Source organism: Janthinobacterium sp. P210005, assembly GCF_036231865.1.
Lineage (GTDB): Bacteria > Pseudomonadota > Gammaproteobacteria > Burkholderiales > Burkholderiaceae_D > Janthinobacterium > Janthinobacterium kumbetense.
Genome location: NZ_JAZARC010000001.1, coordinates 1,880,259 through 1,906,376 on the forward strand (window position 1 = coordinate 1,880,259; position 26,118 = coordinate 1,906,376).

General features: G+C 64.4%; 22 protein-coding genes and 4 tRNA genes. 8 read left to right on the top strand and 18 right to left on the bottom strand.

Annotated features, from left to right (window positions below):
* Positions 1–8: 8 nt before the first annotated feature.
* The 3 genes from tagF to VPH40_RS08350 form a co-directional block, all read right to left on the bottom strand.
* A complete protein-coding gene (gene tagF / locus VPH40_RS08340; RefSeq protein WP_328573180.1) occupies positions 9–989 on the bottom strand; it encodes a type VI secretion system-associated protein TagF in 981 nt (326 codons plus the stop codon).
* Entirely contained in the window at positions 986–4,834 is a 3,849-nt protein-coding gene (tssM, locus tag VPH40_RS08345; RefSeq protein ID WP_328573181.1) for a type VI secretion system membrane subunit TssM, read from the bottom strand. Before tssM ends, tagF begins: the two co-directional genes overlap by 4 nt.
* Positions 4,835–5,051: 217 nt before the next feature.
* Complete coding sequence (locus tag VPH40_RS08350) at positions 5,052–5,891, bottom strand: M15 family metallopeptidase (protein WP_328573182.1); 840 nt, start codon at positions 5,889–5,891, stop codon at positions 5,052–5,054.
* Positions 5,892–6,027: 136 nt separating this feature from the next.
* On the opposite strand from VPH40_RS08350, the gene VPH40_RS08355 reads away from it, so the two are divergent.
* Positions 6,028–6,723 carry a hypothetical protein gene (locus VPH40_RS08355; protein WP_328573183.1) on the top strand — a complete coding sequence of 232 codons (696 nt, stop codon included), beginning with the start codon at positions 6,028–6,030 and terminating at the stop codon, positions 6,721–6,723.
* A 5-nt stretch (positions 6,724–6,728) separates the two neighbouring features.
* On the opposite strand, the gene VPH40_RS08360 is transcribed toward VPH40_RS08355, so the two are convergent.
* Positions 6,729–7,520 carry an alpha/beta fold hydrolase gene (locus VPH40_RS08360; protein WP_328573184.1) on the bottom strand — a complete coding sequence of 264 codons (792 nt, stop codon included), beginning with the start codon at positions 7,518–7,520 and terminating at the stop codon, positions 6,729–6,731.
* A gap of 337 nt (positions 7,521–7,857) precedes the next feature.
* Here VPH40_RS08360 and VPH40_RS08365 point away from each other — a divergent pair, with 337 nt between their 5' ends.
* On the top strand, positions 7,858–8,241 hold the full coding sequence (locus tag VPH40_RS08365; protein ID WP_251351372.1) for a hypothetical protein: 384 nt from the start codon (positions 7,858–7,860) through the stop codon (positions 8,239–8,241).
* Positions 8,242–8,385: 144 nt separating this feature from the next.
* Here VPH40_RS08365 and VPH40_RS08370 read toward each other — a convergent pair.
* Positions 8,386–8,461 (bottom strand) — tRNA-Asn (locus VPH40_RS08370).
* Positions 8,462–8,730: 269 nt separating this feature from the next.
* On the opposite strand from VPH40_RS08370, the gene VPH40_RS08375 reads away from it, so the two are divergent.
* Positions 8,731–9,438, top strand: coding sequence for a GntR family transcriptional regulator (locus tag VPH40_RS08375; RefSeq protein ID WP_328573185.1), 708 nt, complete (start codon positions 8,731–8,733; stop codon positions 9,436–9,438).
* A 109-nt stretch (positions 9,439–9,547) separates the two neighbouring features.
* Here VPH40_RS08375 and VPH40_RS08380 read toward each other — a convergent pair whose 3' ends face one another.
* From VPH40_RS08380 to VPH40_RS08405, 6 genes are all read right to left on the bottom strand, one after another.
* On the bottom strand, positions 9,548–10,846 hold the full coding sequence (locus VPH40_RS08380; protein WP_092606241.1) for an NCS2 family permease: 1,299 nt from the start codon (positions 10,844–10,846) through the stop codon (positions 9,548–9,550).
* Between the two features lie 71 nt (positions 10,847–10,917).
* Positions 10,918–11,319, bottom strand: coding sequence for a GtrA family protein (locus VPH40_RS08385; protein ID WP_034788967.1), 402 nt, complete (start codon positions 11,317–11,319; stop codon positions 10,918–10,920).
* A gap of 140 nt (positions 11,320–11,459) precedes the next feature.
* Positions 11,460–12,923, bottom strand: a complete 1,464-nt coding sequence (locus VPH40_RS08390; protein WP_328573186.1) for a c-type cytochrome — start codon at positions 12,921–12,923, stop codon at positions 11,460–11,462.
* Positions 12,920–14,578 carry a GMC family oxidoreductase gene (locus tag VPH40_RS08395; RefSeq protein WP_289910848.1) on the bottom strand — a complete coding sequence of 553 codons (1,659 nt, stop codon included), beginning with the start codon at positions 14,576–14,578 and terminating at the stop codon, positions 12,920–12,922. Before VPH40_RS08395 ends, VPH40_RS08390 begins: the two co-directional genes overlap by 4 nt.
* Positions 14,575–15,234, bottom strand: a complete 660-nt coding sequence (locus VPH40_RS08400; RefSeq protein ID WP_328573187.1) for a sugar dehydrogenase complex small subunit — start codon at positions 15,232–15,234, stop codon at positions 14,575–14,577. Before VPH40_RS08400 ends, VPH40_RS08395 begins: the two co-directional genes overlap by 4 nt.
* A 122-nt stretch (positions 15,235–15,356) precedes the next feature.
* Entirely contained in the window at positions 15,357–16,373 is a 1,017-nt protein-coding gene (locus tag VPH40_RS08405) for a hypothetical protein (RefSeq protein WP_328573188.1), read from the bottom strand.
* A 147-nt stretch (positions 16,374–16,520) separates the two neighbouring features.
* Here VPH40_RS08405 and VPH40_RS08410 point away from each other — a divergent pair, with 147 nt between their 5' ends.
* The 4 genes from VPH40_RS08410 (at position 16,521) to VPH40_RS08425 (ending at position 19,878) form a co-directional block, all read left to right on the top strand.
* Entirely contained in the window at positions 16,521–17,027 is a 507-nt protein-coding gene (locus tag VPH40_RS08410) for a GNAT family N-acetyltransferase (RefSeq protein ID WP_328573189.1), read from the top strand.
* The gene (locus VPH40_RS08415; protein ID WP_328573190.1) at positions 17,012–17,749 is read left to right on the top strand and encodes an aspartyl/asparaginyl beta-hydroxylase domain-containing protein; all 738 of its coding nucleotides are present in this window, start codon (positions 17,012–17,014) and stop codon (positions 17,747–17,749) included. The genes VPH40_RS08410 and VPH40_RS08415 overlap by 16 nt, the downstream gene beginning before the upstream one ends.
* Entirely contained in the window at positions 17,746–18,765 is a 1,020-nt protein-coding gene (locus VPH40_RS08420) for a sulfotransferase (protein WP_328573191.1), read from the top strand. Before VPH40_RS08415 ends, VPH40_RS08420 begins: the two co-directional genes overlap by 4 nt.
* A gap of 144 nt (positions 18,766–18,909) precedes the next feature.
* Positions 18,910–19,878 (top strand): alpha/beta fold hydrolase, encoded by a 969-nt coding sequence (locus VPH40_RS08425; RefSeq protein WP_328573192.1) that lies wholly within the window; start codon positions 18,910–18,912, stop codon positions 19,876–19,878.
* 63 nt (positions 19,879–19,941) lie between these two features.
* Here the strand turns inward: VPH40_RS08425 and VPH40_RS08430 are convergent, their stop codons facing one another.
* From VPH40_RS08430 to VPH40_RS08455, 6 genes are all read right to left on the bottom strand, one after another.
* Positions 19,942–20,652 (bottom strand): alpha/beta hydrolase, encoded by a 711-nt coding sequence (locus VPH40_RS08430; protein ID WP_328573193.1) that lies wholly within the window; start codon positions 20,650–20,652, stop codon positions 19,942–19,944.
* Positions 20,653–20,836: 184 nt separating this feature from the next.
* Positions 20,837–20,912, bottom strand: a tRNA-Asn gene (locus VPH40_RS08435).
* A gap of 93 nt (positions 20,913–21,005) precedes the next feature.
* Positions 21,006–21,332 carry a Dabb family protein gene (locus tag VPH40_RS08440; protein WP_099667102.1) on the bottom strand — a complete coding sequence of 109 codons (327 nt, stop codon included), beginning with the start codon at positions 21,330–21,332 and terminating at the stop codon, positions 21,006–21,008.
* Positions 21,333–21,455: 123 nt separating this feature from the next.
* Positions 21,456–21,531: transfer RNA gene (locus VPH40_RS08445), tRNA-Asn, on the bottom strand.
* Between the two features lie 135 nt (positions 21,532–21,666).
* Positions 21,667–21,742, bottom strand: a tRNA-Asn gene (locus VPH40_RS08450).
* A gap of 131 nt (positions 21,743–21,873) precedes the next feature.
* A complete protein-coding gene (locus VPH40_RS08455; protein WP_180278725.1) occupies positions 21,874–23,088 on the bottom strand; it encodes an amino acid aminotransferase in 1,215 nt (404 codons plus the stop codon).
* A gap of 112 nt (positions 23,089–23,200) precedes the next feature.
* On the opposite strand from VPH40_RS08455, the gene uvrB reads away from it, so the two are divergent.
* Positions 23,201–25,288 carry an excinuclease ABC subunit UvrB gene (gene uvrB, locus VPH40_RS08460; protein ID WP_099667101.1) on the top strand — a complete coding sequence of 696 codons (2,088 nt, stop codon included), beginning with the start codon at positions 23,201–23,203 and terminating at the stop codon, positions 25,286–25,288.
* Between the two features lie 77 nt (positions 25,289–25,365).
* Here uvrB and VPH40_RS08465 read toward each other — a convergent pair whose 3' ends face one another.
* Positions 25,366–25,992, bottom strand: a complete 627-nt coding sequence (locus VPH40_RS08465; RefSeq protein ID WP_328573194.1) for a flavin reductase family protein — start codon at positions 25,990–25,992, stop codon at positions 25,366–25,368.
* Between the last annotated feature and the right edge of the window lie 126 nt (positions 25,993–26,118).

The window sequence follows — 26,118 nt, forward strand, 5'->3', positions numbered from 1 at the left end:
GCAATCCTTCAGGCAAAGGTATCGGCAAACATGGCGCAGGCCGAGCGCAGCGACAGCTGATCCTGCTGCAGGCAGGCGGAAAACTGGCGCAGCGCCGCATCGTGTCCCAGCTGCTCCTCGACCCAGTCGAGCTGGTCGAAGACGATCAGCCGTTCGCAGCCGGCCTGCGGATCGATCAGCGCGCGCAAGCCGTGCGGGTCGGCGCCGCAAAAGCCGATCACCAGCACGGGCGCCTCGTCGAGGTGGGAAAAGAACAGCGCCAGTTCGAAATCGGCCTGGCGCAGGAAGGGCGCGATCAGATGCAGCCAGAAGCTGGCCACCAGTTCGCGCAGCTGCGCGTCCTGCGGCAACGGCAGCACCAGGCTTTTCTCCAGGCGCGGCAAGCCGCTCTGGCGCACGGGCCGCAGCAGCAGGCCCAGGCCCAGCAGCAATTCGCGCACCGTCACGGGAAACGCGGGCGAAGCCAGCATCGCCTGCAGGCCATGCAGCGTCTGCGCCTGCAAAAAGGCGGCCAGGCGCGCCGCGTGGCGTGGCGCGGCCGGTTCGATGTCGACCACGTTGCCGGCCAGCGCCAGCAGGGCCGGCAACGGTTCGGCGCTGGCCACGATGCCTTGCGACAGCTGCTCCACGCGCTGCCACAGGGGCGCCAGCACCAGCGGGCTGCAGGCGACAAAGGCTTCCGCGTCATCGACTTCCAGCGCGCCCATGGCCATGAAGGGAAAGCGCCGCAGCGACTGGTCGCTGCTCGCTTCCAGGCGCCCGGCGATGGCGCGCCGGCTGCGCGTGCCGACGAAGGCAAAGCGCAGCGGCGGCAAGGCGTCGTAATTGAGCTTCCAGCGCGGCTCCACCGTCAGTGCAGTCATGACCTGCGCCAGCCAGTCGTCGAGCAGCTGCACCAGCGCGTGATTGTCGCAAGCCTTGATGAAATCGCCGCGCGCGGGGATCTTGCCAAAATAACCGAGGCGCACCTGCTGTTGCGCGCGCATCATGGCGTCACTCCCGCTGCCACTGCAGCAACGGCAACGGCGACCATCGCCGGCGCGGGCGCGGCGGAAGCGCCGGGCGCGCCGACGATGGTCTCGGGCAGCTGCATGCCGCGAAAGCCCTGCTCCTGCAGCGCCGCAGTCCCGCCCGCGCCGGCGCCCGCCGTCTCGGCGCTGCTGGTGATCTTCAGGTCGACCGCCACGGCTACCTCGCCGCGCGCCCAGCGCAGTTCGAACACGCCGCCATCCTTGCGCTTCTTGGCTGCCGCATCGATCATGCGCTTCAAGCCGAACTGGCCCGGCTCGTTGAACAATTCCACCGTGCGCCCGTCGAAGGTGACGGCCGTGATGCGCGCCCCCTGCCCGCCCGCCGCTCCCTGCGGGCCCGGATGCACCATGTTCGTCCACTGCGCCGGGGTGTTGCGGTAGCGTAGCTGCTGGCCGTCGATCTCCACCGTGTATTCCAGCGTGCCCGGCGCGGGCGACGGCTGGATCTGGAAGACGGTTTGCGCTGCCGTCGACGTGGCCGCCACGCCGCCCGCGCCCAGCGGCGCGATCCAGCCGGGAAAGCGCGCCACCACCTGCGGCGACAGGCTGATGCCCATGTCGGCCCAGGTGCGCGGCGCCAGCACGTCGCCGCGCCGCACCACCAGCGGTCCCATGGACGTCGTGACGAATTTCGCCACCAGGCCTTCGGGGCCGAAGAACTGGCCGATCTCCAGGTTGCTCGCCTCGATGCGCGCCGTGGGCGCGAACGGATATTTGTTCGCCAGCGATTTCTGGAACGGTTCATACACTTGCGCCGCCCAGGTCTTGTTAATATCGAGTTCGGCCGGCGCGACGATGACGGCAAAGGTCTGCATCAGCGGGCGCACGAGGATGGGACGGATCGCCTGCTTTTGCGCGTCGCTCATCCCCGTGAGCAGCTGCTCGTCGACCAGTTTCAGGGCGTCGGCCAGTTCGGAACCGCTGCCTTCCAGCGTCTGCTGCATGAACTGGCGCGCGCCCGGCCCCGGATCGCCCTGGTTCTTCAGCTGGTTCAAGCGGCTGCGCAGTTTCGACAGCGCTTCCAGGTAGGCGCGCATCAGCGACGCATTGTTGTCCCTGGCCGCCACCAGCTTGCCCACGCCGGCAAATTCGCGGCCCACGGGTCCCATGGGCTTGTCCAGGCGGGCCGGGTCGAGCTGCGCATTGAGACCGGGATTGGCCGTCAGCGGCGACGGCGCGCGGCGCAGCACGGTTTCCTTGAACCAGGCGACGATGCCCCGCTCGGCCTTGCGCAACTGGGCATTCTGCAGCGCCGGGTTGTCCCACGAGGTTTCCTCGTAAATGGTCGTCAGCAGCTTGGCAATCGGCGACGACTGCGGGTCGCCCAGGCGGTTCATCGCCTGCACGGCACCGTCGAAGCCTTTCAGGTCGGCGACGACGACGCCCTGCACGAATTTTTGCCACTCGCGCGCATAGTCGGCCTTGTACATGGCCACCAGGTTTTTCTCGATCTGTTCCGGACTGCCTTCCAGGGTCAGGTCGTCGGTGGAGGCGCTTTTCAGCACCCAGTCGGCGCTTTGCAGCTCGCGGTTGGCGGCATCGCGGAATGCGCCCTCGACGAACTTTTCCCACGCCTGGCGCGTAAAGGCGCCGGAGACGGCGTAGCTGCCCGCCAGCAGCGACTGATCCTGTTCGCCGACGATGCGCGCCACCGTCATGCCGGGAAAGCGCGTCGAGGCGCGCGCCTTGACGTCGGCATACACGCGCTCGCGCGCCGGCATGCCGCGCACCACGCGCCGCAGGTTTTCGCGCGCCTGGTCGACCAGCGCCAGCTTCTGCTCGATGCGCGGCCAGGACGGGTCGCCGATCTGCGCCAGGTAAAACGTCAGCAGCCGCTCAGCGCTGCGTATCATCTGTTCGCGCGGCATGGCGCCCCGGTTACCCTCCAGCCAGCCGCGCCAGAAACGCGTCAGCTGGTCGTTCAGGTGGCTGCTTTCCGCATGCGATTTATCGGCCAGCATCAGATAGGTTTTCAGCGCATTGTAGGCATCTTCCACATTCGTCGCGCTGGCCGCCTGGTACTGCACGCTGCGCGGCGCGGCGGAAGGCGTGACGGAAGCGGCGGCCGGCGTCTGCGGCGTGCGCGCCGTGGGCTGCAACTGGTCGGCGCTGGCGTTCATTTCAAACAGCAGGGCTTCCAGCGCGCCCGCCACGGGGGTGAGCATGACCTGGCGCGCACCGGAAAAGTACTCTTCGCGCAGCTTGCGTTCGAGCAAATCTCCCTGGTACAGGCCCAGGCGCAAGGACCAGGGCCGTTGCGTGCGGTACGCTTCCAGCTGCTCGATGCGGTCCTGCAAGATCTCCAGCGCTTCCAGGCGCGACTGCAAGTCCAGGCGCCGCTCCTGCAGCTTCACCACTTTGTTCAGATCGGCCTCGACGTTGGCCACCAGTTGCCGGTTGCCCAGGTAGGACCAGCTCCAGCCGCCCAGGCAGGCGCCCAGCGACACGGTGGCGGCAAAGAACACGGCATATTTGAAGCGCAGCCTGGCGCGGTTGGCATAGTTGGCCACCAGGTGCTTGTCGGCAAAAATGACCTTGCGGAACAGCTCCAGCAGGAAATAGCCATGCTGGCGCGCGCCCGATGGCACCGTGGCCGGGGCTGGCGCGAAAGCCAGGTCGAAGCGGCGCGCCACTTGCTGCGAGGAGGCACTGACGGGCTCGCCTTCCTGCAGCGCGCTGGTAAAGTAAAAGCCGCGGAACACGGGCTGGAACTGGAACGGGTTTTCCTCGAACAGGGTGGCGATGAAGGCGCGCAAGGCAGGCTTAATGGCGGCAAACTCCAGCGGAAAGGTAAAGACGCCGGGCGCCATCGTCTTGCGTTGCCGGTGCGCCATGTTGGCCAGGCTCAGTTCCGTCAAGCCATCGTGCAATTCATCGAAACCCTGGTCGAAAAACGCCAGCAGGTCGGCCGTCGGCAGCTTGCGCTGGTAGGGCATGGTGGCGCCCCAGACGCGCTCGCGCTCGCTGCGTTCGGCATCCGCGAAAAACTCCGTGAAGCCGGCGATCAAGTCCGCCTTGGTAAACACGATGTACAGGGGCGCGAACACTTCCAGGCGTTCGATGACGTCCTGCACGCGCTTGCGCAGGCTGCGCGCCAGTTGCATGCCGACATCGGGGTCGCCGCGCAGTTCGGCGATGCTGACGGCGATGAGGATGCCGTTGATGGGCGCCTTGCGCCGGTATTTTTTCAGCAGGTCGAGAAAGCCGAACCACTCGCCGCGGTGCTCGTCGACGACGGAGTAGCGTCCCGCCGTGTCGAGCACGATGCCGTCCGTGGTGAAAAACCAGTCGCAGTTGCGCGTGCCGCCCACGCCTTGCACGACCTTGCCGTCGGCGAAGGGAAATTGCAGTCCCGAATGCAGGATGGCGCTGCTCTTGCCGGCGGCCGGATTGCCGATGATCATGTACCACGGCAATTCATACAGAGCGGCGGCGCCCGACTTGATGCCCAGCTTGGACGTCTTGATGGTTTCGATGGCGGCCAGCATGCCCGTGCGCACGGCGCCCAGTTCGCCCTGCTGCGTGCTGCTGGCTGTCGACGCCGAGGCCGCTTGCGCGGCGGCGATCTCGGCCTCGTTGAGGATGGCCTGGCCCAGCGCCTGCGCATCGCGCCGCGCGCGGCGCCGGCGCCACAGCCACAGGCCCAGCCAGGTGACAAAGGCCAGCAACAGCAAGGCCAGCGCCCAGATCAGCGCCACTTCCAGCACTTCGGCGCCCAGGTACAGGAACACGGCCAGCGCCACGAAGCCAAGGATGGTCAGATTGCGGCTGTCGGTGAGGAAATGCCAGATTCGTCGCAGCATGATGAGCCCAGGGTGAGGTCGCAAAGCAGGAGGAACGCCGCCGCGCAGCGAGGCGGAGTCGGCCCATGCTGACAGCAATGCGGCGCGCCTTTGTTGACATATGACAAGTACCAGGCGCCAGCGCCCGGCAGGTGCCGCTGTGCCCTTGACGCTGCGCAAGCAAGCTTGCAGCTGTGAAAATCCGACCGCCGCCCGGCGCTAGAATGGCTGGCGCGGCTTACTTGCCCAGCACGCGCGGTTGCGGCAATTCCGTGTGGCCGAAGTCCATCATGGTCCAGCGCCCGCCCCAGCGCAGGCCCACCGATTCGGCCGTCACGCCATATAGACGGTAGCCGCGCATGGCCCAGGCATTTTTTTCAGAAATGATGAGCTTTCCTTCATGCATGAATGCGCAATCGGCCGCCAGGCCATACTGGTGATAGCTTTGAAACGCCCTCGCGTTCGTCACGTTCGGGCCGGCCGCCGCCAGCTGGTCCTGGCGCGCGGGACTGCGATAGCCTTCCAGCAAGACCATGTCGTAGCCATGCACGTCCTTCATGATCTTAAAGACCAGCAGCAAACGCTGCGCGAAATCGTGGTCAAGCAATTGCCAGTTGCGGCTGGCGCCGCCCAGCAGCGGGCGCAGCTGCGTCACTTCCGCCGTGGAAAACAGCAGCGGCGGCAAGGCCGGCGGCGGCACCAGCTGCTCGCCTTTCAGCAAGTCGCTGACCTGGTCATTGATGACGTGTTGCTGGTCGGCATAGCCGCGCAGGGCGATGCGGTCGCTGGACAGCCAGGCCAGCAGCGGCGGCACGATAACCAGCACGCTGCCCGCCAAGCTCAGCCAGCGGTGCCGCCACAGCAGTTGCCAGGCGCGCGCCATGCCCGAGCCCGTGTAGCGTTGCACGCGCTGCCACTGCGCGCCGCTGTCGCCCTTCCAGTGCTGCGCGCGCCGCTGCATGCGCCAGCCCAGGTTGACGAGCGTGTGCAGCACGATGGCGCGGCCGCCGGGAAACAGCAGCAGCCAGCAGGCAAAACAGGCGAGCAAGAAATACATCAGGACCAGGGCGACGAACATGGGGCGCTCCGTAAGGGGAATAGCCGGGGCCGGGCAGCGTGCTCGGCGGTATCGCTAGATCGTAGGCGTCCGCGGCCCGCATGAGCGCGGTTTACATCAAGGTCAGTCGAATTTGATCCACTGCGGAGGTGATATTTTGTCTTTACTGAAAACCGGGGATGGCCAGGCGCGCGGTCCCGACCTGCTGGGCAAGGCCGGCGCGGCTGGCGCGCGCATCGAAGGCAAGGGCATCCTGTCGCAGCTCGAACACGGCGTCACCGCGCCCGATGCCATGCCGGCCCTGCGCTGGCGTCCCGGCTGGCGGCACGGGGCCGCAGGCGCGCTGTGCCTGGCGGTGCTGATCACGGCCGTGCTCGCCTACGACACGGAGGTCTTGCCGCGGCCCCGGCCGGCAGCGCCCGCCACGGCCATGGCGGCACCCGCAGTGCCGGCGCCAACGGTGCCGCCACAGGCGGCGCAGGCGGCCACCATCGTCAATACGGCGGCACCGCCCTTGCCTGCGATGGCCGCCACGACAGCAAGCGCGCCGCACAAGACGCCGCCGCCCGTGCGCCAGGCGGCCGCGCGGCCACAGGGGACGCGGCCGGCTGCCGCGCCCGGCGACAGCGACGTCGCCTTGCTGACGGCGATGGTGGCCCATGCACACCGGCAAGAAGGCACGGCAGCGCCCGTGCGCGACGTGGTGCTGCGCAGGCAGGAACAGGAGCAGGAGCAGGAGCAGGAAACGGCGGAACTGTTACGGCGCTGCAAGCAGCTGGGCTTGATCGAAGGCATGCTGTGCCGCTCGCGCATCTGCTCGGGCCGCTGGGACAGCGATCCCGCCTGCCATTGAGGAACTCATGTGTGTCTCGGATGCGTGGCCGCGTCCATGCGGCCTTGCAAAAAGCCTTCCATCAGCGCCAGCAATGCCTGCGGCTGCTCCTGGTGCGGCGTATGGCCGCACTGCTCGACCATGGCGGGCACGGCGTTGAGCGCCTGCGCCACGATCGTGTCGACCTGGGCCGCGCTGCCGTACTGGTCCTCGCTGCCCTGCACCACCAGCGCCGGGCATTCGACGGAAGGCAGCAGGTACTCGATGTTCCAGAACTGGAAACCATAGCTGAGCCAAGTATCCGACCAGGCCTTGAAGATGGTCTCCGTCTTGTCGCCATGGTATTTCGCCAGCGCGCGCAGCTTGCCCGCGCCAAACGCCGCGTCCGCCACGCGGATGCCCTCGAGCGTGATGCCCTCGACAAACACGTGCGCCGCTTCGGTGATGATGCCGCGCAAGCGGGACGGCTGCTGCGCCGCATAGATCAGGGCGATGCTGCCGCCATCGGAATGACCGACGAGAAAATGATCCTGTCCCGGCAGCAGTGCCGCCAGCACTTGCGGCAGCTCGCACAGCGCGTAATCGTGCAAATAATGGAGCTGCCGGCGCGCCGCCAGCGGCGACGACTGGCCATAGCCGTGGCGGTCGTACAGCAAGCCGCGGCACCCCGTCGCCTGACATAGCTGCGCGGGAAAATCTTTCCACATCGCACAGCAACCGAGTCCCTCGTGCAGGAATACCAGGCAGGGCTTGGCGGGGTCGCCTTCGATCAATTCGTAATAGATATCGGTTTCGGCACTCAGGTTCAGTATCGGCATGGGCTAGGCTCGCAACGGTTTCCGCATCGACAGGTCGGCTGGACCTATTGTGCCATTGTCCTGCGCGGCATGCGTGGCGCCCCGCAAAAATAGCCTGCGGGAAAAGATCTTGCCGCCTGCCTGCAAGGTGTTTGCGCCAGCACAAGCGAGCGCCGTTTTTCCGGTGGCGCCGCCCCCTTTTTGCCCGCGCGTTTGCCTAGAATAGCTTACTCCCACAGCATGGAGCAGGCGGCTACCTTATCAGCCAGGACGTGACACTGGCCGTCACGGCAACAGATAGGGCGTCTTGCCGCACGACGACAGGCGCGGCGTCCAAACTATCGATCAGGAGTACATCATGGAAATGAAAGTAGAACATCGCACCGGCAGCAACCTGGCACTGGAAGAAACCGAGCTGCCGATGGAACAGGAAGGCCAAAGCGCCAAAGGCGCGGCCGCGCAGGACTTGAACCTGAGCCCCGCCGCCTTCACCACCTACTACACGTGGACGGCCAACGGCGTGCATCCTTCGGTCAACTTCGCCAATGCCAACGTGAAAGCCAATTCGCGCGTCTTCCTCAACATCAGCGAATACGGCGCCACTGCCCAGGACCGTTTCATTGGCGCCGCCCGCATGGCCGTGTACAACATTGCACCGTACAACGGTGGCTTCCGGGCCTGGGTGGAAATCTCGTGGGGCAGCCCGCTCAAGGTGCGTTTCGACGTGTTTGTCGATCCCTGATCCGGGAAACGCTGCGCGCCCCCTGCCAGCAGCGGGCCGGCGTCGCGCACGCCGCTAACACGGCATGGCCAGCGTGAACGGAAACCGTGCGCGCATGACAAAAGGGCCACGTGTTGCCACGTGGCCCTTTGCTGCTGCTTGTTCTGGCTCCCCGACCTGGACTCGAACCAGGGACCTGCGGATTAACAGTCCGTCGCTCTACCAACTGAGCTATCAGGGAAAGGAGGCCGAATTATATACGTCAAAATTTCCCATGTCCAGTCGTTACGACATGGATGCTGCATGAGCAGCAAAACAGGTCGCCGGCAGGCCAGCCTCGCCAGATGGCTGCGCCCGTCTGCGCGGCGCCACGCAAGATAGTAGAATAGCCAGGCCTTGCCGATATGGAAGGCGCACAACGGCATGCCGGCAACGGGGCGTCAACCACGCCGCCGCGCGGACATGCGCTTGCAAGCTCACCTTGCCCCTGGCTTACTGCTCTCACCCGACATGACAGAATCAAGCGCAACCCTGGTGGACAAACCCGGCAGCGGCGACAGCTCGGCGGAAATTGCCGAGCATATGGCGGCCGCCATCGTGGCGCGTCAATTGCCGCCCGGCACCCGGCTGCGCGAAGAGGCGCTGTGCCGGCTGTATGGCGTCAGCCGCACCAAGATCCGCGCCGCCCTGCTCATTCTTTCAAAAGATAAATTGATCCGCATGGTGCCCGACAAGGGCGCCTTCGTCAGCCAGCCGACCGAGGCGGAGGCGCGCGACATCTTTGCCGCGCGGCGCGTCATCGAAGCGGCCCTGGCGCGCGAATTCGTCGCGCGGGCCAAGCCTGCCGACTACCGGATGCTGGAGCGCCACCTGAAGGCGGAACGCCTGGCGCTGGCGCAAGCGACGCCGCTGCGTTCGCAACTGCTGGGCGACTTCCACGTCTTGCTGGCCGATATCGCCGGCAACGCCGTCCTGCGCGACATCGTGCGCGAACTGGTGGGCCGCAGCTCGCTCATCACCATGCTGTACCAGTCCGGCCACGCCGCCGCCTGCTCGTACGACGAACACGGCCGCTTTCTCGAGGCGGCGCGCGGTGGCGACGCGGACCTGGCGGCGCGCCTGATGGTCGAGCACCTGTCGCACGTGGAAGCGGCCTTGCGCTTCGACGGCAGCGCCAGCGACGACAGGAAAGACCTGGTGGCCGCGCTGCTGATGTAGGCCCCGTCATCAAAAAAGGCCGCCCCTGCGGATGCATGGGCGGCCTTTTTGCGATTGCCGCTTTTTCGATAGCAGTACCGGACGCGCGGCTCCGGCCCTGCCCTCCCCGCTATTCGCCCAGGTAGATAAACTTGAACAGGAAGATGGCGGCGATGATGTAAGCCACTACGGACACTTGCTTGCCCTTGCCCGTCAACAGTTTCAATACCGCATAGGTGATGAAGCCGAACGCAACGCCGCTGGCCACGGAATACGTAAATGGCATCATCAAGGCCGTGATAGCGGCAGGAATGCTTTCCGTGCTGTCATCCCAGTCGATGAAAGTCAGTTCGCGCAGCATCAGACACGCCACGTACAGCAGCGCCGGCGCCGTCGCGTACGGCGGCACCGTGTGCGCCAGCGGGGCGAAGAACAGGCTGCCCAGGAACAACAATGCAACGGCCACGGCCGTCAAGCCCGTGCGGCCGCCCGCTTGCACGCCGGCAGCACTTTCCACGAAGGCCGTGGTGCTGGACGTACCCAGGCAGGCGCCTGCCGCGATCGCCGTGCTGTCGGCCAGCAAGGCCTTGTTCATGCGTTCCATCTTGCCGTCTTTTAACAAGCCAGCACGGTTGGCCACGCCCATCAGGGTGCCCGTCGCATCGAATAATTCCACCAGGAAAAATACCAGCACCACGTTGACGATGCCGATCGACAACGCGCCCATGATGTCGAGCTTGAACAAGGTCGGCTCGATGGCGGGCGGCGTCGAAACGATGCCGTTGAACTGGTTGCCGCCAAAGAAGAAGCTGGCAACGGTGATGGTGAGGATGCCGATCAGGATGGCGCCCGGCACTTTCAGGCGGTCCAGCGCGACGATGATGAAGAAGCCGAGGATGGCCAGGATGGGCGCCGCCTGGTGCAAGTCGCCCAGCGCGATGATGGTGGCCGGGTTCGACACCACCACGCCGGCGCTTTTCAGGGAAATAATCGCCAGGAACAGGCCGATACCGACGGTGATGGCCGTACGCAGCGCGGGCGGAATGCTGTTGATGATCATCTCGCGCACCTTGAACAGGCTGACCAGGATGAACAGGCAGCCGGAAATGAAGACGGCGCCCAGCGCCACTTCCCAGCTCATGCCCATGCCCTTGACCACCGTGTACGAGAAATACGCATTCAAGCCCATGCCCGGCGCCAGCGCGATCGGATAGTTCGCGTACAGACCCATGATCAGGGTGCCGATGGCGGCCGCCAGGCAGGTGGCAACAAAAACGGAGTCTTTCGGCATGCCCGCGTCGCCGAGGATGGACGGGTTGACGAAGATGATGTAGGCCATCGTCAGGAACGTGGTCAGGCCGGCCAGCAGCTCCGTGCGCACATTGGTTCCGTTGTCCTTCAGTTTGAAATAGCGTTCCAGGAACTGCATGATTAACCCCTTGTTTTGGTAAAACCGGGCGCCTGCGTGTGGCCAGTGCGCCTCTTTTTATGACGAAATGACTACTTTCCCGCTGCGCCCGCCGGCTTGAAGGCCCACCAGCGGCTGCCCGCGAAATTCCAGACCAGCCCGATTCCCGTCGCCAGCACCTGCGCCAGCCAGTAATACCAGCCCAGCTGGTGTACCAGCAGCCACATCAGGCCCGTATTGATGCACCAGCCGATGCCCAGCAGGGTGAAATACTTGCTGGCCGCCTCGCCATGGCCCTTGTCGCTCTTGAACGTGAAAAAGTAATTGAGGAGGTAGTTGACGACGGAACCGAGGATGTAGCCGATGCCGGACGCGGCGGCGGCGCTGATGCCGGCCCATTCCACGCCGCCCCACAGCACGCTGTATTGCACGGCCGTGCCGGAAGCGCCGACGGCGGCGAAACGCAAAAATTGGTGATGCAGGGAATGGGACATTGTCAATTTTCAAATAAGACGAAAACAATTGCCGGGATCGGGCCAGAATAAAAAATGGCTACGATTGCTCGTAACCATTTTTCAGCCTGCATTTTACTGCAAGTTGCGCCCAACGTTCATATTCGCCGCCGTTTCGACACTTATTCCTTGCGCTGGCGGCGCCGGCGCAGCAATACAAACAGCGCGATCAACAGCAAGATTCCCACGATGCCGCCCGGCAGCATGAACGGTTGTGCGCGCGCCAGCACGGGCTTCTCGCCGCCGCTGCGCGCCTGCGCCACATACGCGGGCGTGACGGACACATCCGGATTGCCATACTGCTTCAGCACGTAATTGGCGATAGCGGCGATCTGCTCGTCCGTCAAGGGTTGCACATACGAACGCTGGTCGAAACGGGGCATGAACGCTTCGTGCTCTTCCCCTTCGATCTTGCGCTCGACGCCAAACAAGATGGCCGAGACCAGGTTGGCCGGCGTGCTGCCGCCCGTCGCCGTGTTGTTGAACAGGGCGGGATAGGCCTGGCCCGTGCTGCCGGCGCCGCTGGCCGAATGGCAGCTGGCGCAATAGCCGGAAAACAGGATCGCGCCGCTGTTGAGCGAATGGCGCTCGGTGGAACTGGCCATGCCGCGCAGCAGCGGCTCTTCGCTGGCGGCGCTGCCATGGCTGAAGGCGGCTTGCGTCTGCCCCGGCGCGCGCACGGGCGGCACCGTGCGCAGCCAGGCCACGATGGCGGCCACGTCGTCGTCGCGCAAAAACTGCAGGCTGTTCTGGATGGCTTCGGCCATGCCGCCCGCCGCCTGCCCCTTGCCTTCCACGTGGCCCGTCTTCAGGTAAGCCGTGAGTTCCGCATCCGTCCACGCGCCGATGCCGCTGACCTTGTCGGACGTGATGTTCGGCGCATGCCAGGAACCGAGCGACGCGCCCGCCAGGGTCTGGCTGCCGATTTCCGCCATCAGCGCGTTGCGCGGCGTATGGCAGGCGCTGCAGTGCGCCAGGCCTTCGGCCAGGTAGGCGCCGCGGTTGATCTGCGCGCTTTTCGTGGGGTCCGGCACGAAGCGTTTATTGTCCAGGAACAAGGTATTCCAGCCCAGCATCGACAGGCGCACATTGAACGGGAATGGCAAGGCCGTCTGGCGCGCCGGCGCGTCGACGGGTTGAACGGCCTGCATGAAGTAGTAATACAGGTCGCCCACGTCCGCATCCGTCAGCTGCGCATAGCTGGTGTAGGGCATGGCGGGATACAGATGGCTGCCATCGGCGCGCACGCCTTCGCGCAGCGCGCGCGCGAAGTCGGCTTCCGTGTAGCGGCCGATGCCGCCTTGTTTCGATGGCGTGATATTCGTCGCGTAAATCGTGCCCAGGGGCGAGTCGATGGCGTAGCCGCCCGCGTACGGCTTGCCGCCCGCTGCCGTATGGCAAGCCATGCAGTCGGCCGCGATGGCCAGGTAGCGGCCCCGCTCGAGGCGCGCATCGGGCTTGGCGGCCGCCGGCGCGGCGGGACGGTCCGGCGTCAGGGTGACGGGCGGCGCCGAGGCAGGCACGGCAGCGATGGCGCTGCCGGCCAGCAAGGCCAGGCTAAGAGCGAAGGACAGGCGGCGCATCATGCTGCCTCCCTTGCCAGAGTGCGGGCTATGTCGTCGGCCGCGCGCAAACCGAGCGCGGCCATGCTGAGGGTGGTGTTGACGACGCTGGCCGACGGCATGGCGCCGCCGCCGGGCAGCCACAGGTTGGCGTGATCGTGGGCGCGGCAATTGCCGTCGACCACGGAATCGGCGCGATTGGAACCCATGATGACGCCGCCCATGATGTGGTTATTCGCGTTCAGGCTGTCGGTGATATGGAATTCCACGGCGCCGAACAGCTTGCCTATATGTTCGAGCTGCGCATGCGCGGCCTTCGCGCCATCGCGCACATAGTCGCCCACGTCATAGTAGATGTCCGGGCAGGCCAGGCCCAGCGGGTCCTTGCGCGTCTTGCTCAATGTCAAACGGTTGTGCGCTTCCGGCAGCGGCTCCAGGCTGATCGACAGGTCCACGCCGAACGCGGCGCGGCGGCGGATTTCATCGTCGAGGTCCTTGCCCACCAGGCCCAGCTTCAAGGATTGCTGGGTAGCAGGTCCCACGCGAGTGATATTGTTCAAGATCATCTTGTTGGCCGAATACTGCGCGCGGAAGGCGCCGTCGCGCGGCCCCACCAGGCAGCTGCTCTGCGCGGGGCCGCGGCCCGTCCAGATCGGTTCATTGGCGAGGAAAGTACAGTGGAAACCCGAGTGGTCCATCATGTTGCGGCCCACCTGGTCGGAACTGTTGGCGATGCCGTTCGGATTGTTCTGGTTCGCCGCCAGCAGCAGCAAACGGGGCGTTTCAATGCCATTGCAGGCAATCACGAAGGCCTTGCCGGTCGCCATGTGCGACTGTTTCTTGGCGTCATACCAGTGCACGGCCGTCACGCGGTTGTTCTGGTCCGTGTCGATGCGGTAGACGACGGCCTCGGCCAGTACGCCCGCGCCCTTCAGCTCGGCCCGCTCCACGTGATGGATGCCGTTGTACATGGCGCCGATGGGGCAGATCGGCTGGCAATTGTTATTGCCGCAGCAAGTCGGGCGTCCCTGCCATGGGCGCGTCGAGCGGCCTTGCGGAATCGGCACGGAACGGTAGCCGTGCGGGTTGACCACTTCGGCGAAGCGCTTGTCGCCATAGCCCCAGGGCACCATGTCCATCGGATACGGCGCGCTGCGCTCGCTGGGCGACTGCAGCGCCGGGTCGTTGGGGCCGGCCACGCCCATTTCCTGCTCGGCGCGGCAATAGTACGGTTCCAGCTCATCATAGGAGATGGCCCAGTCGCGCCCTACCCCGTAATCGCTTTTCATGCGCATGTCGGACGGCAAATGGCGCCAGCACGACGCGGCCCAGTGCCAGGTCGTGCCGCCCACCGTGCGCAGATAGCCCTGCTGGAAACTGCTGCCGCTGGGGCCGGACAATTCCACATAGTTGTTTTTTGGAAAATACAGCGGCGCGGGCGCGTTGTCCGCCTGCGGATACAGGCCCTGGAAGTCGGAACCGACGCGGTTCTCGAACGGCATGTTGCGCCAGTTTTCCACGGCTTGGCCCCGCTCGATGCGCAAGCCCGCTTCCAGCATGATCACGGAGTGACCCTGTGCGGCCAGCTGGTCGGCCATCATGGCGCCGACGACGCCGGTTCCGACGATGACGACATCGGCGACGACGTCGCCATTACTCTTGAATTGGGGTGATTTCATTTTGCTTGCTTGCCTTTGGTTTCGGGAGTGCCGGTGGTGGCCGGGGCCGGTACGGGTTTTGGCGCCACGGGCGCGGACACGCCCACGGCGGGCGGCGCCTTCAGCCACCACAGAGGGCCGTAATTGCAGTAAGTCGGCACGACCTGGCCATCGGCCACCGTGCGGTACATCAACGCTTCCGCATACGCGACGACGATGGACTTCGTGCCCTGCGCGGGATGGCCGGCGACGGTGCCTGTGTACCAGGCAGCAACGATGGCCAGCGCCAGCTCGCGCAGTCCCGCATCGGCGGCGCTGGCGGCCGCCAGCAGGGCCTTGGCTTCCTGGCCCGTGACGAGCAGCGCGCCCAGTTGCGGCAAGCGGTCGGCGAAGCCCGGCACGTTGGTGCGCATGGCTTGCTCGATGCGCGCCGCCGTCGCGGCGGACAGGTCGCGGTGGCCCGTGATCGTTTGCGACAAGGTGTAGAACAGCATGGTGGCGGGCGCCAGGCCGGTGGCCGGAGCGCTGGCCGGCGCCGACATGGCGGCGGACAGGGGATTGCTCCAGAAACCGGCCTGCGCCAGCAGGGCAGCCAGGCCGATCAGGGCGTGGCGGCGGCTGACGCGAGGAAGGGATGAAACGGATGTTGCAGATGGTTCAGTGCCTGGATGGTTCATGAGACTCCCGCAAGACTTGTTATTTTATTGACTTCGATGATTGCGCTACATTGCATTTGCGCATAGATGGAACCGGTTCCATATTATCCTACAGAAGTAAATAGTCTGCCAATGTAGTACTACTACTGAGACTCTGCCCTGGGCAATTCCGGTATGGATTCAGGCATTCTGCGCAGGCAAAACGCCAGTCCCGGCTGGCTGCCCAGGCGGTAATGGAAGTCGAGCACGCTGCCGCCGGCCAGGCTGGGCTTGCCGGGCAAGGCCAGGGGCAGGTTCAGGCTGCACTCATGGTCGCCCAGGACGATGTCGCCATGCACGCGGATGCGCGTCAGCAATCGCGGCGCCTGTTCCAGCACGTCGGGCAGGCGGATGCTGGCGGCCGGCAGGCTGTCGCCCCCTTCATCCTGCCAGGCGCGCAAGGCGTCCGCATCGAGGGTAAACACGCGGCCCCAGTCGGTGCACGGCGCATCCGGCGCGCGCCGGTCCAGGCCCAGGTGCACGGTGACGGCCGCCGGCAGCAGCGTCGCCGCGGGCGCTTGCGCGTGCAGGTTGCGCAGGATGGCCACCTGCGGCTCCTTGCCCAGCGCCGTATTCATGGTTTCGCTGACGATCACGTCCGGCATGGCGCCGGCAGGAATGCGGCAGGCGGCCGCGTCGGCGCAAAGGTACTCGGCGACGTGGCTGTCCAGGCCCAGGACTGCGATCAGGTCGCGCGCATACGCCAGGGTCTCGGCATGCACGTCGAGGATGGAAAACTGCACCAACTGCGCATCCAGCACGGCCATCACCGGCAAGGCCAGCAGGGCGAACGGGCCGCAACCCGCATACAGCACCCGCACGGGCCGCCCGCCGCTCACGTCCAGGCGCTCGCGCACGGCCAGCGCCAGGCCCTGGATGAAGGCGGCGCTGCGGTACGGCTCGCGCGCGCACAGTCCCGCCTGCACGGGCGAGATAGCCCAGCCGCTGGGCAGAAAACTTTCGCCATCGCGCAAGCCTGCCTGCCGGTCCATGGGCAGGCGCGAATGGCGCTCGACGAGCTGGCGCAGCAGCACCGTTTCACCGACCAGGCTGGCCAGGGAGCGCTGCGGATCGCACAGCGCGGCCGCAATGGCGGCCAGTTCCGCGCGCGCCGGATTCACGCGCGACTCCACGGGCAAGGCGGGATAAAGACAGAATGCATGGCGGCCTCCTTGAAATGATTGCAAGTACGCGGAAAAATTGGCAGCATAGCAAATAAATACATGCCTGCTCATTTGCCGCCATCGCAACCACCTACCGGAGCACCGATGCACGCCTTGCCGCTTTCCGCCCTCGCCAGCCTGCCCGCCCCCTACCAGTTGCGCGTCCAGCGCGACGACGACGAGGGCTTTGCCGCCGCGCTGTACGGCTCCACGCGCGACGACCTGCGCCAGATGCCGGCCGCGCCCGCCGTCATCGAACAGCTGATCGCCATGCAGCAGCGCATGCAAAGCCACGGCTATCGCCAGACGTATCCGCACGCCGTGTACCTGGTGCTGCAGCACGGCGACACGCCCATCGGCCGCCTGATCCTGGAGCGCCGGAATCAGGTGCTGCACCTGGTCGACATCGCCATCCTGCCCGCCGCGCAAGGCCAGGGCGCCGGCAGCGCCGTGCTGCGCGGCCTGCAAGCGCAAGCCGCTGCGCAGCAATGGCAGATCCACCTTGCCGTCAACAAGGGCAACGCCGCCGCGCGCGCACTGTACCAGCGGCTGGGCTTTCGCCTGCGCGGGGAAAACGAGGTGCAGGAGCAACTGGAATGGAGCGCGCCATAGTGCCGGCGCAACATACCCCCAGCACCTGGCTGCAACTGCCGCTGCGCTTCGACGTGGCGCGCATGCGGAGCGACAGCGACCAGTTCGCCGCCGGCGAGTGGATCAGCCATTTCAACACGGGCGCCTATGACACGGGCTGGAGCTGCATACCGCTGCGCTCGCCCGGCGGAGCAGCCGGCGATATCATGCCCGTCAACGGCCCCGCCTATGCCGCCACGCCGCAACTGGCGCGCTGCCCCTGCCTGCGCGAGGTGCTTGTCAGCTTCGCATGCGAGCTTCACGCCGCGCGCCTGATGGCGCTGGCGCCGGGCACCCTCATCCGCGAGCACCGCGACGCCGGCATGTCGCTGGCCGATGGCCTCGTCCGCATCCATATCCCCATCCACACCTCGCCGCAGGTGCTGTTTACCATCGATGGCGAGACCGTCCACTTCACGGCCGGGCACGCCTGGTACATGGATGCCAGCTGCCTGCACGCGGTGCACAACCGGGGCACGACGCCGCGCATCCACCTCGTGCTCGACTGCATCGGCAATGCCTGGCTCGAAGCGCTGTTCGCCTCGGCCGGCTTCGTGCCGAAAGCGCCCCACAGGTATGGCGACCCCAGCATCAACGATGGCAATGTGCGGGCCGTCATCGCCCAGTTGCGGCTATCGCCCTCGCCCGCCAGCCTGGCGCTGGCCAGCGCGCTGGCTGCCCTGGCCGACGGGAACGCGCCGTGAGCGCCGCGCCAGGCCTGGCCCAGCAGGAACGCTTGCTGGCCAGGGGCGAGACGGTGCCGTGGCACGAGAGCATGGACCTGCGCGGCTGGTATCCGCTGTACGTGGAGCGGGGCGAAACATGGGCGGACGCCGCCATGTGCTGGCGCGAGCTGGAAAAAACACCCTTCAGCGACGCCTTCTTTGTCAATACCCTGGCGCGCCAGCCGCACGGGGAGCGCCGCGTCTGCCGCACGCCGCTGGCGGCGCTGGCGACGCTCGGCGATTGCCTGGCGCCCGACGCCTTCATCTTCCACGTCTCGCGCTGCGGCTCGACCCTGCTGAGCCAGCTGTTGGCATCCTTGCCGCAATGCATAGTGATGTCCGAGCCGCCCGTCATCGACTCGCTGCTGCGCCTGCATCACGACAGCGCCGACCCGGCGGCCAGCGTGGCCCTGCTGCGCCAGGCCATCCTGGCCCTGGGCCAGCGCCGTTCCGGCGCACAGACGCACTTCTTCATCAAGTTCGACTGCTGGCACATCCACAGCCTGGACTTGCTGCGGCAAGCGTTTCCCGGCACGCCCTGCCTGTTCGTCTACCGCGAACCGCTGGCCGTGCTGGCCTCGCACCAGCGCCAGCGCGGCCCGCAGATGGTGCCCGGCATGCTGCACCCGGCACAGCTGCCGCTGCCCCCGCACCAGCTGGCGCCGGGCGATCTCGATGGCTATACGGGCCTCGTGCTGGCCAGCCTGTTCGACGCCGCCCGGTCCCATGCGGCGGCAGGCCAGCTGCAGTTAATTAACTATAAGCAATTGCCCGACATCCTCTTCAGCGATGTATTGCCCCGCTTCGGCATCGCCGCCACAGCGGCGCAGTTGCAAGCGATGCGCGCGCAAGGCGGCGTGCATGCGAAGTACGGCACGGCTTACCACGGCGATCCGCCTACGCCCGCGGCAAGCGGCCTGGCCGCCATCGCCGCGCAATTGCAAGCCGCTTATCTGGCGCTGGAAGCGTTGCGGCTGCATGCCGGGCAAAGTTAATAATTTTTATAAAAACAACTTTTTAACGAGGAGACATGTCGACGTACCCGCTGGAAACCATGCGATAAATTAGCTGTTCAACTGCGGCGCAGAATGCGCCGGTGCAAGCAACCTGAAACCGACCCTGACACCATGATAAAAAAAATGACATTGGCAGTGCTCTTGACCGCCCTGATTCCCTTCTACGCATGCAAGGCGCAAATCACGGCGGCAGCGACACCCGCTTCCGCGGAAGTCACCACCACCCTGACACCCGATATTGGCGGCATCAAGCAAGTGGTGGAAATCAAGACGGACGACGCGAACAAGCCCGTGCTGCTGTTTTTATCCGGCGGCCCGGGAAGCTCCATGATCAAGGGGGCGGATGCCTTTACGAATCTCCTGAAAAGCAGATTTACGATTGTGCAATGGGACCAGCGGGATGCCGGAAAAACCTTGAAACTGAATCCCTCCCCCACGCAGCCGTCCGTCGGGCAGATGGAGCAGGACACGTATCAAGTCATCCAATTTCTGCGCAAGGAGTTAAAGCAGGACAAAATATACTTGCTGGGCAGTTCCTGGGGCAACGTCCTGGGCTTTGATATCGTCAAGCGTCACCCGGAACTGCTGCATGCCTATTTCGCGTCGAATCCGGTCGTGAGCCAGCTGGAAAGCGAGAAAGAATTGCTGCAAGCCTTGAAAGTGCATTTCAAGGACAATGCCGTCGCCAGCCAGGAGCTGAACAGCATCAGTTTTCCGTTTGCGAGTGACGAAAGCATGTTTTATTTACGGAAATGGCTTTTCTACAAGGATGGCAAGGCATTTGCGACGAGCGAAGGTTTCAAGACGGGTTTTCTGCAATGGTCAAAGACCTGGTCGCCCGTCTGGAACGAGGTCATGAACATTGATTTGCCCAAGACCTTGAAGAGCGTTGACTGCCCCGTGTATTTCTTCGTCGGCAAAAACGATATCCAGACCTCGACCAGGATCACGCAAGCGTATTTCGACACCTTGAAGGCGCCAAGGAAGGGCTTGTTCTTCTTCGAGCATTCCGGCCATCAGATACACCAGGATGAACCGGTGCAATTTCAAGAAGCCATCATCAAGACCTTGGATGCGACTGCCAAGCCCTGATCCGACGCCCCATGACATGGGGCCCTTTTCGGGGGCCGACAGGCTGGCCGGCACACTGCCGGCCTAGTCGCCGGCAATGCTCGCCGCAGCCTTGCGGATCAGCGACGCCACCGCGTGGGCTTGCGAAATGTAAATGGCATGGCTGCCGGCAACTTCGACCACCGTCGAGCCCGCCCGTTCCGACATCTGGCGCTGCATCGCCGGTGCAATCATCTGGTCCCCGGTCGCGACCAGATACCAGCTGGGCTTGCTCCTCCACGCTGGCGCGCTGACCACGCCCGTCAAGGCCGCCATCCCCCAGGGCACTTGCGATGCCGCCATGAAGTTGGCCTTGTGCCTGGGCACATCGGCGGCGAAGGCGGCCGCAAACTTTTTCTGGTCGAGCAACAGGAAGCCATCGTGCGGCGACAAGATCGGCGGCACCGGCGCGCCAGGCGGGACATTCTTCAGCAAGGAATCGACAGACTCCCCTTGATCCGGCACAAACGCCGCGATGTAGACCAATGCCTTGACCTTGGGATCGTTCCCCGCTTGCGTGACCACGGCGCCCCCATACGAATGACCGACCAGGACCACGGGACCCGGTACTGCGGCGATGACCTGACCCGTCGCGGCCACGTCGTCCGCCAGCGATAGCGTTGGGTTTTGCACAATGGCAACGTGACAGCCTTCGTCACGCAGTACCCGGTAAACACCTTCCCAGCCGGACCCGTCGACAAAACCACCATGCACGAGCACGATCGTCGCCGGTCCGGCGCGTGCGATGTCATCCATGTCAGCCCCTCCCGGAAATTGCAAGCGATGACAGAGCCGCCAACGCCTTGTCTCTTCCAGCATAGCGCCAGATGCCTGGTGGTCCATGCGGTGGATCAAGAGCAGGCGACACGGGCGTCTGCGCCAGCCCAGAAATGCAAAAGGCCCAACCGGTGAAGGCTGGGCTTTCTGCTACTGCGTGTTCTGGCTCCCCGACCTGGACTCGAACCAGGGACCTGCGGATTAACAGTCCGTCGCTCTACCAACTGAGCTATCAGGGAAAAGAGGCCGCATTCTATAGGGGAAATTTTACGATGTCCAGATTTCCCCCAGAAAAATCTGTATTTCCCCGGCGCTACCCTGCCTGGCAGCCGTCAGCCCGGCTGCTCTTGCGGATAGTAGTCAAACACCAGCACGCGGCCCAGCCATGGCTTCAGCTGCTCGACAAAGGCCAGGTGGGCCGCATGGGTCAGGTACCCGTCGCGGGCGGCGGCGTCATCGAAGGTCAGGGTAAAGCAATCGGTAAAGCCGTCGTCGAGGCCTTCCGGGCTGACGTTCGGCCCCCATTCGAATTGCCGCACGCCGGGAATGCGGTGTTTCAGTTGGGAAAACTCATAAACGAGCTCGGCGTGCTTGGCAGACGTGATGCCGTCGAGGAAGTCGCACAGGACGATGTGGCGCAAGGCGGAGGTACAAGTCATGGGAAGGTGCTCCTGAAGTGATACATTCAGGATAGCGCAAAACGCGATCACGCACAGGCAAGCCCCGCTGGCGGCGCCGGAAAACAAAAAAGGCCATGTTTTTCAACATGGCCTTCCGAATTCTGGCTCCCCGACCTGGACTCGAACCAGGGACCTGCGGATTAACAGTCCGTCGCTCTACCAACTGAGCTATCAGGGAAAAGAGGCCGTATTATATAGGCCAAACTTGGCGCTGTCCAGATTTCCATAGGGAAAATCTTATCTTGCCCCAAGCTGCGCACCGGCGGCGCAAAAACAAAAAAGGCCACGTTTTTCAACGTGGCCTTCCGAATTCTGGCTCCCCGACCTGGACTCGAACCAGGGACCTGCGGATTAACAGTCCGTCGCTCTACCAACTGAGCTATCAGGGAAAAGAGGCAATATTATATGTCGCTTGTTCCATATTTGCAAGACTGATACTGCATCTTCACAAACACGGCCATCGCCGACTTTCTACCGCCATCAGCGCCGCACTTGCATGCAGCGCCGAAGAAGCAAGATCTTAAAGCACTTTGGCGATCGCGTCAATAACGATGTCGATATTGCGCGAATTCAATGCTGCCACGCAGATACGGCCCGTGTCGACGGCGTAGATCGATTGCTCGCGCAGCGACGCCACCTGCTCCTTGGTGAGACCGGAGTACGAGAACATGCCGATTTGCTGGCGCACGAATTCGAAGTCGTGGCCTGGCGCCTTGGCTTTCAGCTTTTCCACGAAGGCATTGCGCATTTCGCGGATGCGCACGCGCATGCCGGCCAGTTCCTCTTCCCACAGCTGGCGCAGTTCCGGCGTGGCCAGAACGGTGGCGACCACCTTGCCGCCGTGTACCGGCGGGTTCGAGTAGTTGGTGCGCACGACGCGCTTCAGCTGCGACAGCAGGCGGGCCGCTTCGTCGGCGCTGGCGGCGACGACGCTCAGGGCGCCCACGCGCTCGCCGTACAGCGAGAACGATTTCGAGAACGAGTTCGATACCAGCAGCGGGCCGCCCGCGTCGGCGAAGCGGCGCACCACGGCGCCGTCTTCGGCGATGCCGTTGGCGAAGCCTTGATAGGCCATGTCCAGGAACGGCACCAGGCCGCGCGAGGTCACCACGCTGATGATCTGATCCCACTGGGCCACGCTCAGGTCGGCGCCGGTCGGGTTGTGGCAGCAGGCGTGCAGCACGACGATGGAGCCGGCTGGCATGGCGTTCAGGCTGGCCAGCATGCCGTCGAAGTTCACGCCATGGGTGGCGGCATCGTAATACGTGTAGTTATTCACGACGAAACCGGCGTTCTCGAACAGCGCGCGGTGGTTTTCCCAGCTCGGGTCGCTGATGTAGACCTGGGCACCCGGCGCGAAGCGCTGCAGGAAGTCGGCACCGATCTTCAACGCGCCCGTGCCGCCGATGGCTTGCACGGTCACGGCGCGGCGCTCTTGAATTACGGCGCTATCGGCGCCAAATACGAGTTCTTGCACAGCCTTGTCGTAGGCGGCGAGGCCTTCGATCGGCAGATAGGTGCGTGGGGCGGCCTGTTCGATCAGGATGGCTTCTGCCTTGCGTACGCAAGCTAACAGAGGCACTTTGCCGTTGTCGTCATAATAGACGCCGACGCCCAGATTGATTTTGGCGGGATTCTGGTCCGCGTTAAATGCTTCGGTGATGCCCAGGATCGGGTCGCGCGGGGCCATCTCGATGGCGCTAAACAGACTGGCAGAAACAGTTGGGTTCGTCATGATAAGATTGGATTCGATTGGAAGCAGGTTCACAGCGGAGTTGTAGACAGCGCCCCAAAATACAACGCCAGGGCCGCCAGCAGAGCACTATTCTAACAAAGGTCTGATTCACATGCCCGAATTATCTACCGCCAGCGAGGCGGAAAGCGCAATTATCTCTTTCCCGGACTCCCCCTTCAAGCTGCACCAGCCCTTCCCTCCGGCCGGCGATCAGCCCACGGCGATCGCCCAATTATCCGAGGGGATTGCCGACGGACTGGCCTTCCAGACCTTGCTGGGCGTGACCGGTTCGGGCAAGACCTATACCATGGCCAACGTCATCGCGCGCATGGGCCGGCCCGCCATCGTCTTCGCGCCGAACAAGACGCTGGCGGCGCAGCTGTACAGCGAGTTCCGCGACTTTTTCCCGCAAAACGCGGTCGAATACTTCGTCAGCTACTACGATTACTACCAGCCCGAAGCCTACGTGCCGCAGCGCGACCTGTTCATCGAAAAGGATTCGTCGATCAACGAACATATCGAGCAGATGCGCCTGTCCTGCACCAAGTCGCTGATGGAACGGCGCGACGTCATCATCGTCGCCACCGTCTCGGCCATCTACGGTATCGGCAATCCGAACGAATACCACCAGATGATTTTGACCTTGCGCGTCAAGGACAGGGTCGCGCAGCGCGACGTCATCGCGCGCCTGATCCAGATGCAGTACACGCGCAACGAAGTCGATTTCGGCCGCGGCACCTTCCGCGTGCGCGGCGACACCATCGACATCTTCCCAGCCGAGCATGCGGAACTGGCCGTGCGCCTGGAAATGTTCGACGACGAGATCGAATCGATCCAGCTGTTCGACCCGCTGACGGGCAGAGTGCGGCAAAAGATCCCCCGCTTCACCGTGTATCCGGGTTCGCACTACGTGACACCCCGTTCCACCGTGCTGCGCGCCGTGGAAACCATCAAGGACGAGCTGCGCGAGCGCCTCGAATTTTTCCGCAAGGAAAATAAACTGATCGAAGAGCAGCGGCTGGAACAGCGCACGCGCTTCGACCTGGAAATGATGGCGGAAATCGGTTTCACCAAGGGCATCGAGAACTATTCGCGCCATTTGAGCGGCGCGCTGCCGGGCGAACCGCCGCCTACCCTGGTCGACTACCTGCCGCCCGACGCCTTGATGTTCCTCGACGAGTCGCACGTGCTGACGGGCCAGCTGAGCGCCATGTACAACGGCGACCGCTCGCGCAAGACCAACCTGGTCGACTACGGCTTCCGCCTGCCGTCGGCGCTGGACAACCGGCCCTTGAAATTCGAGGAATTCGAGCAAAAGATGCGCCAGACCGTGTTCGTCTCGGCCACCCCGGCCGAATACGAAAAGACGCATTCCGACCAGGTGGTCGAGCAGGTGGTGCGCCCGACCGGCCTGGTCGACCCGCAGATCATCGTGCGCCCCGCCAGCAGCCAGGTGGACGACCTGATGTCGGAAATCGTCGAGCGCATCAAGAAGGACGAGCGCGTGCTGGTGACGACCCTCACCAAGCGCATGTCGGAGCAGTTGACGGAATACCTGGGCGACCACGGCATCAAGGTGCGCTACCTGCACAGCGACATCGAGACGGTGGAACGCGTGGAAATCCTGCGCGACCTGCGCCTGGGCACCTTCGACGTGCTGGTGGGGATCAACCTGCTGCGCGAGGGCCTGGACTTGCCGGAAGTGTCGCTGGTGGCCATCCTCGACGCGGACAAGGAAGGCTTCTTGCGCTCCGAGCGCAGCCTGATCCAGACCATCGGCCGCGCCGCGCGCAACCTGAACGGCACGGCGATTTTGTATGGCGACCGCATCACGGATTCCATGCGCCGCGCCATCGACGAAACGGAGCGCCGCCGCGCCAAGCAGATCGCCTTCAATACGGCCAACAACATCATCCCGATCGGCGTGAAGAAATCGATCCGCGAAATGATCGACGGCGTCTACAGCCCGCAGGAAGCGCGCGAAACCCTGCAAGTGGCGCAGGAAGCGGCGAAGTTCGAAGCCATGAGCGAAAAACAGGTCAGCAAGGAAATCAAGCGCCTGGAAAAACTGATGGTCGACCACGCCAAGAACCTGGAATTCGAAAAGGCGGCGCAGGTGCGCGACCAGCTGCACATCCTCAAGCAGCAACTGTTCGGCGCACCGGGCACCGACAACGTGGCGTCGATCCTGGGCAAGTAAATGTCACGCCAGGCATGGGGGCTGGCCGGTCGCGCATGCCATTGCGTCACGCAGCAACAGCGCCCCGCCTCGCTCCTTCAGGGATAACTGGGCCGGCGCATGTGAAACAGGCTGTCCGGCCCGATCTCGAAATAATCGGCCGGCCCGCCGCCGCGCAATATCGGCGCGGCGGCCGCCGTGTCGTACACGCCATCGGTCAGCAGGTGGCGCGCGATGTGCACGCCAACCACTTCACCCAGCACCAGCCAGCTGCCGACGCCATCGCCATTGACGCCTTGCAGCTCGATGATCTGCGTGCGCCGGCATTCGAAGGACACGGGGCTTTCGGCCACGCGCGGCACGCTGACGATGCGCGAGGCGGCCGGAGTCAGGCCGGCCAGCGCGAATTCGTCGACCTCGGGCGGCGCCGGCGCGCAGCTGGCATTCATCGCCTCGGCCAGCGGACGCGTCGCCAGGTTCCACACGAATTCGCCCGTTTGTTCGATATTGCGCAAGGTATCCTTGCGGCCGATGCTGGAAAATCCGATCAGCGGCGGATGGTAATTGAAGGCGTTGAAAAAGCTGTACGGCGCCAGATTCAGCACGCCCTCGCCGCTGCGTGAGGCGATCCAGCCGATGGGCCGCGGCCCCACGATGGCGTTGAACGGGTCATGCGGCAAGCCATGGCCCTGTGCGGGTTCATAAAAGTGAATGGGGTCAAGCACGCGCGTTCCTAAAGTAGTCAGAGGCGCCCGGGATGGAACGCCTGGAACGACAGCTTACTGGAATTGCCGCCACCGCGTTGCCAGCCCGCGGCGCCGGGTGCGTTCGCGCACGCAGCATGACAATTG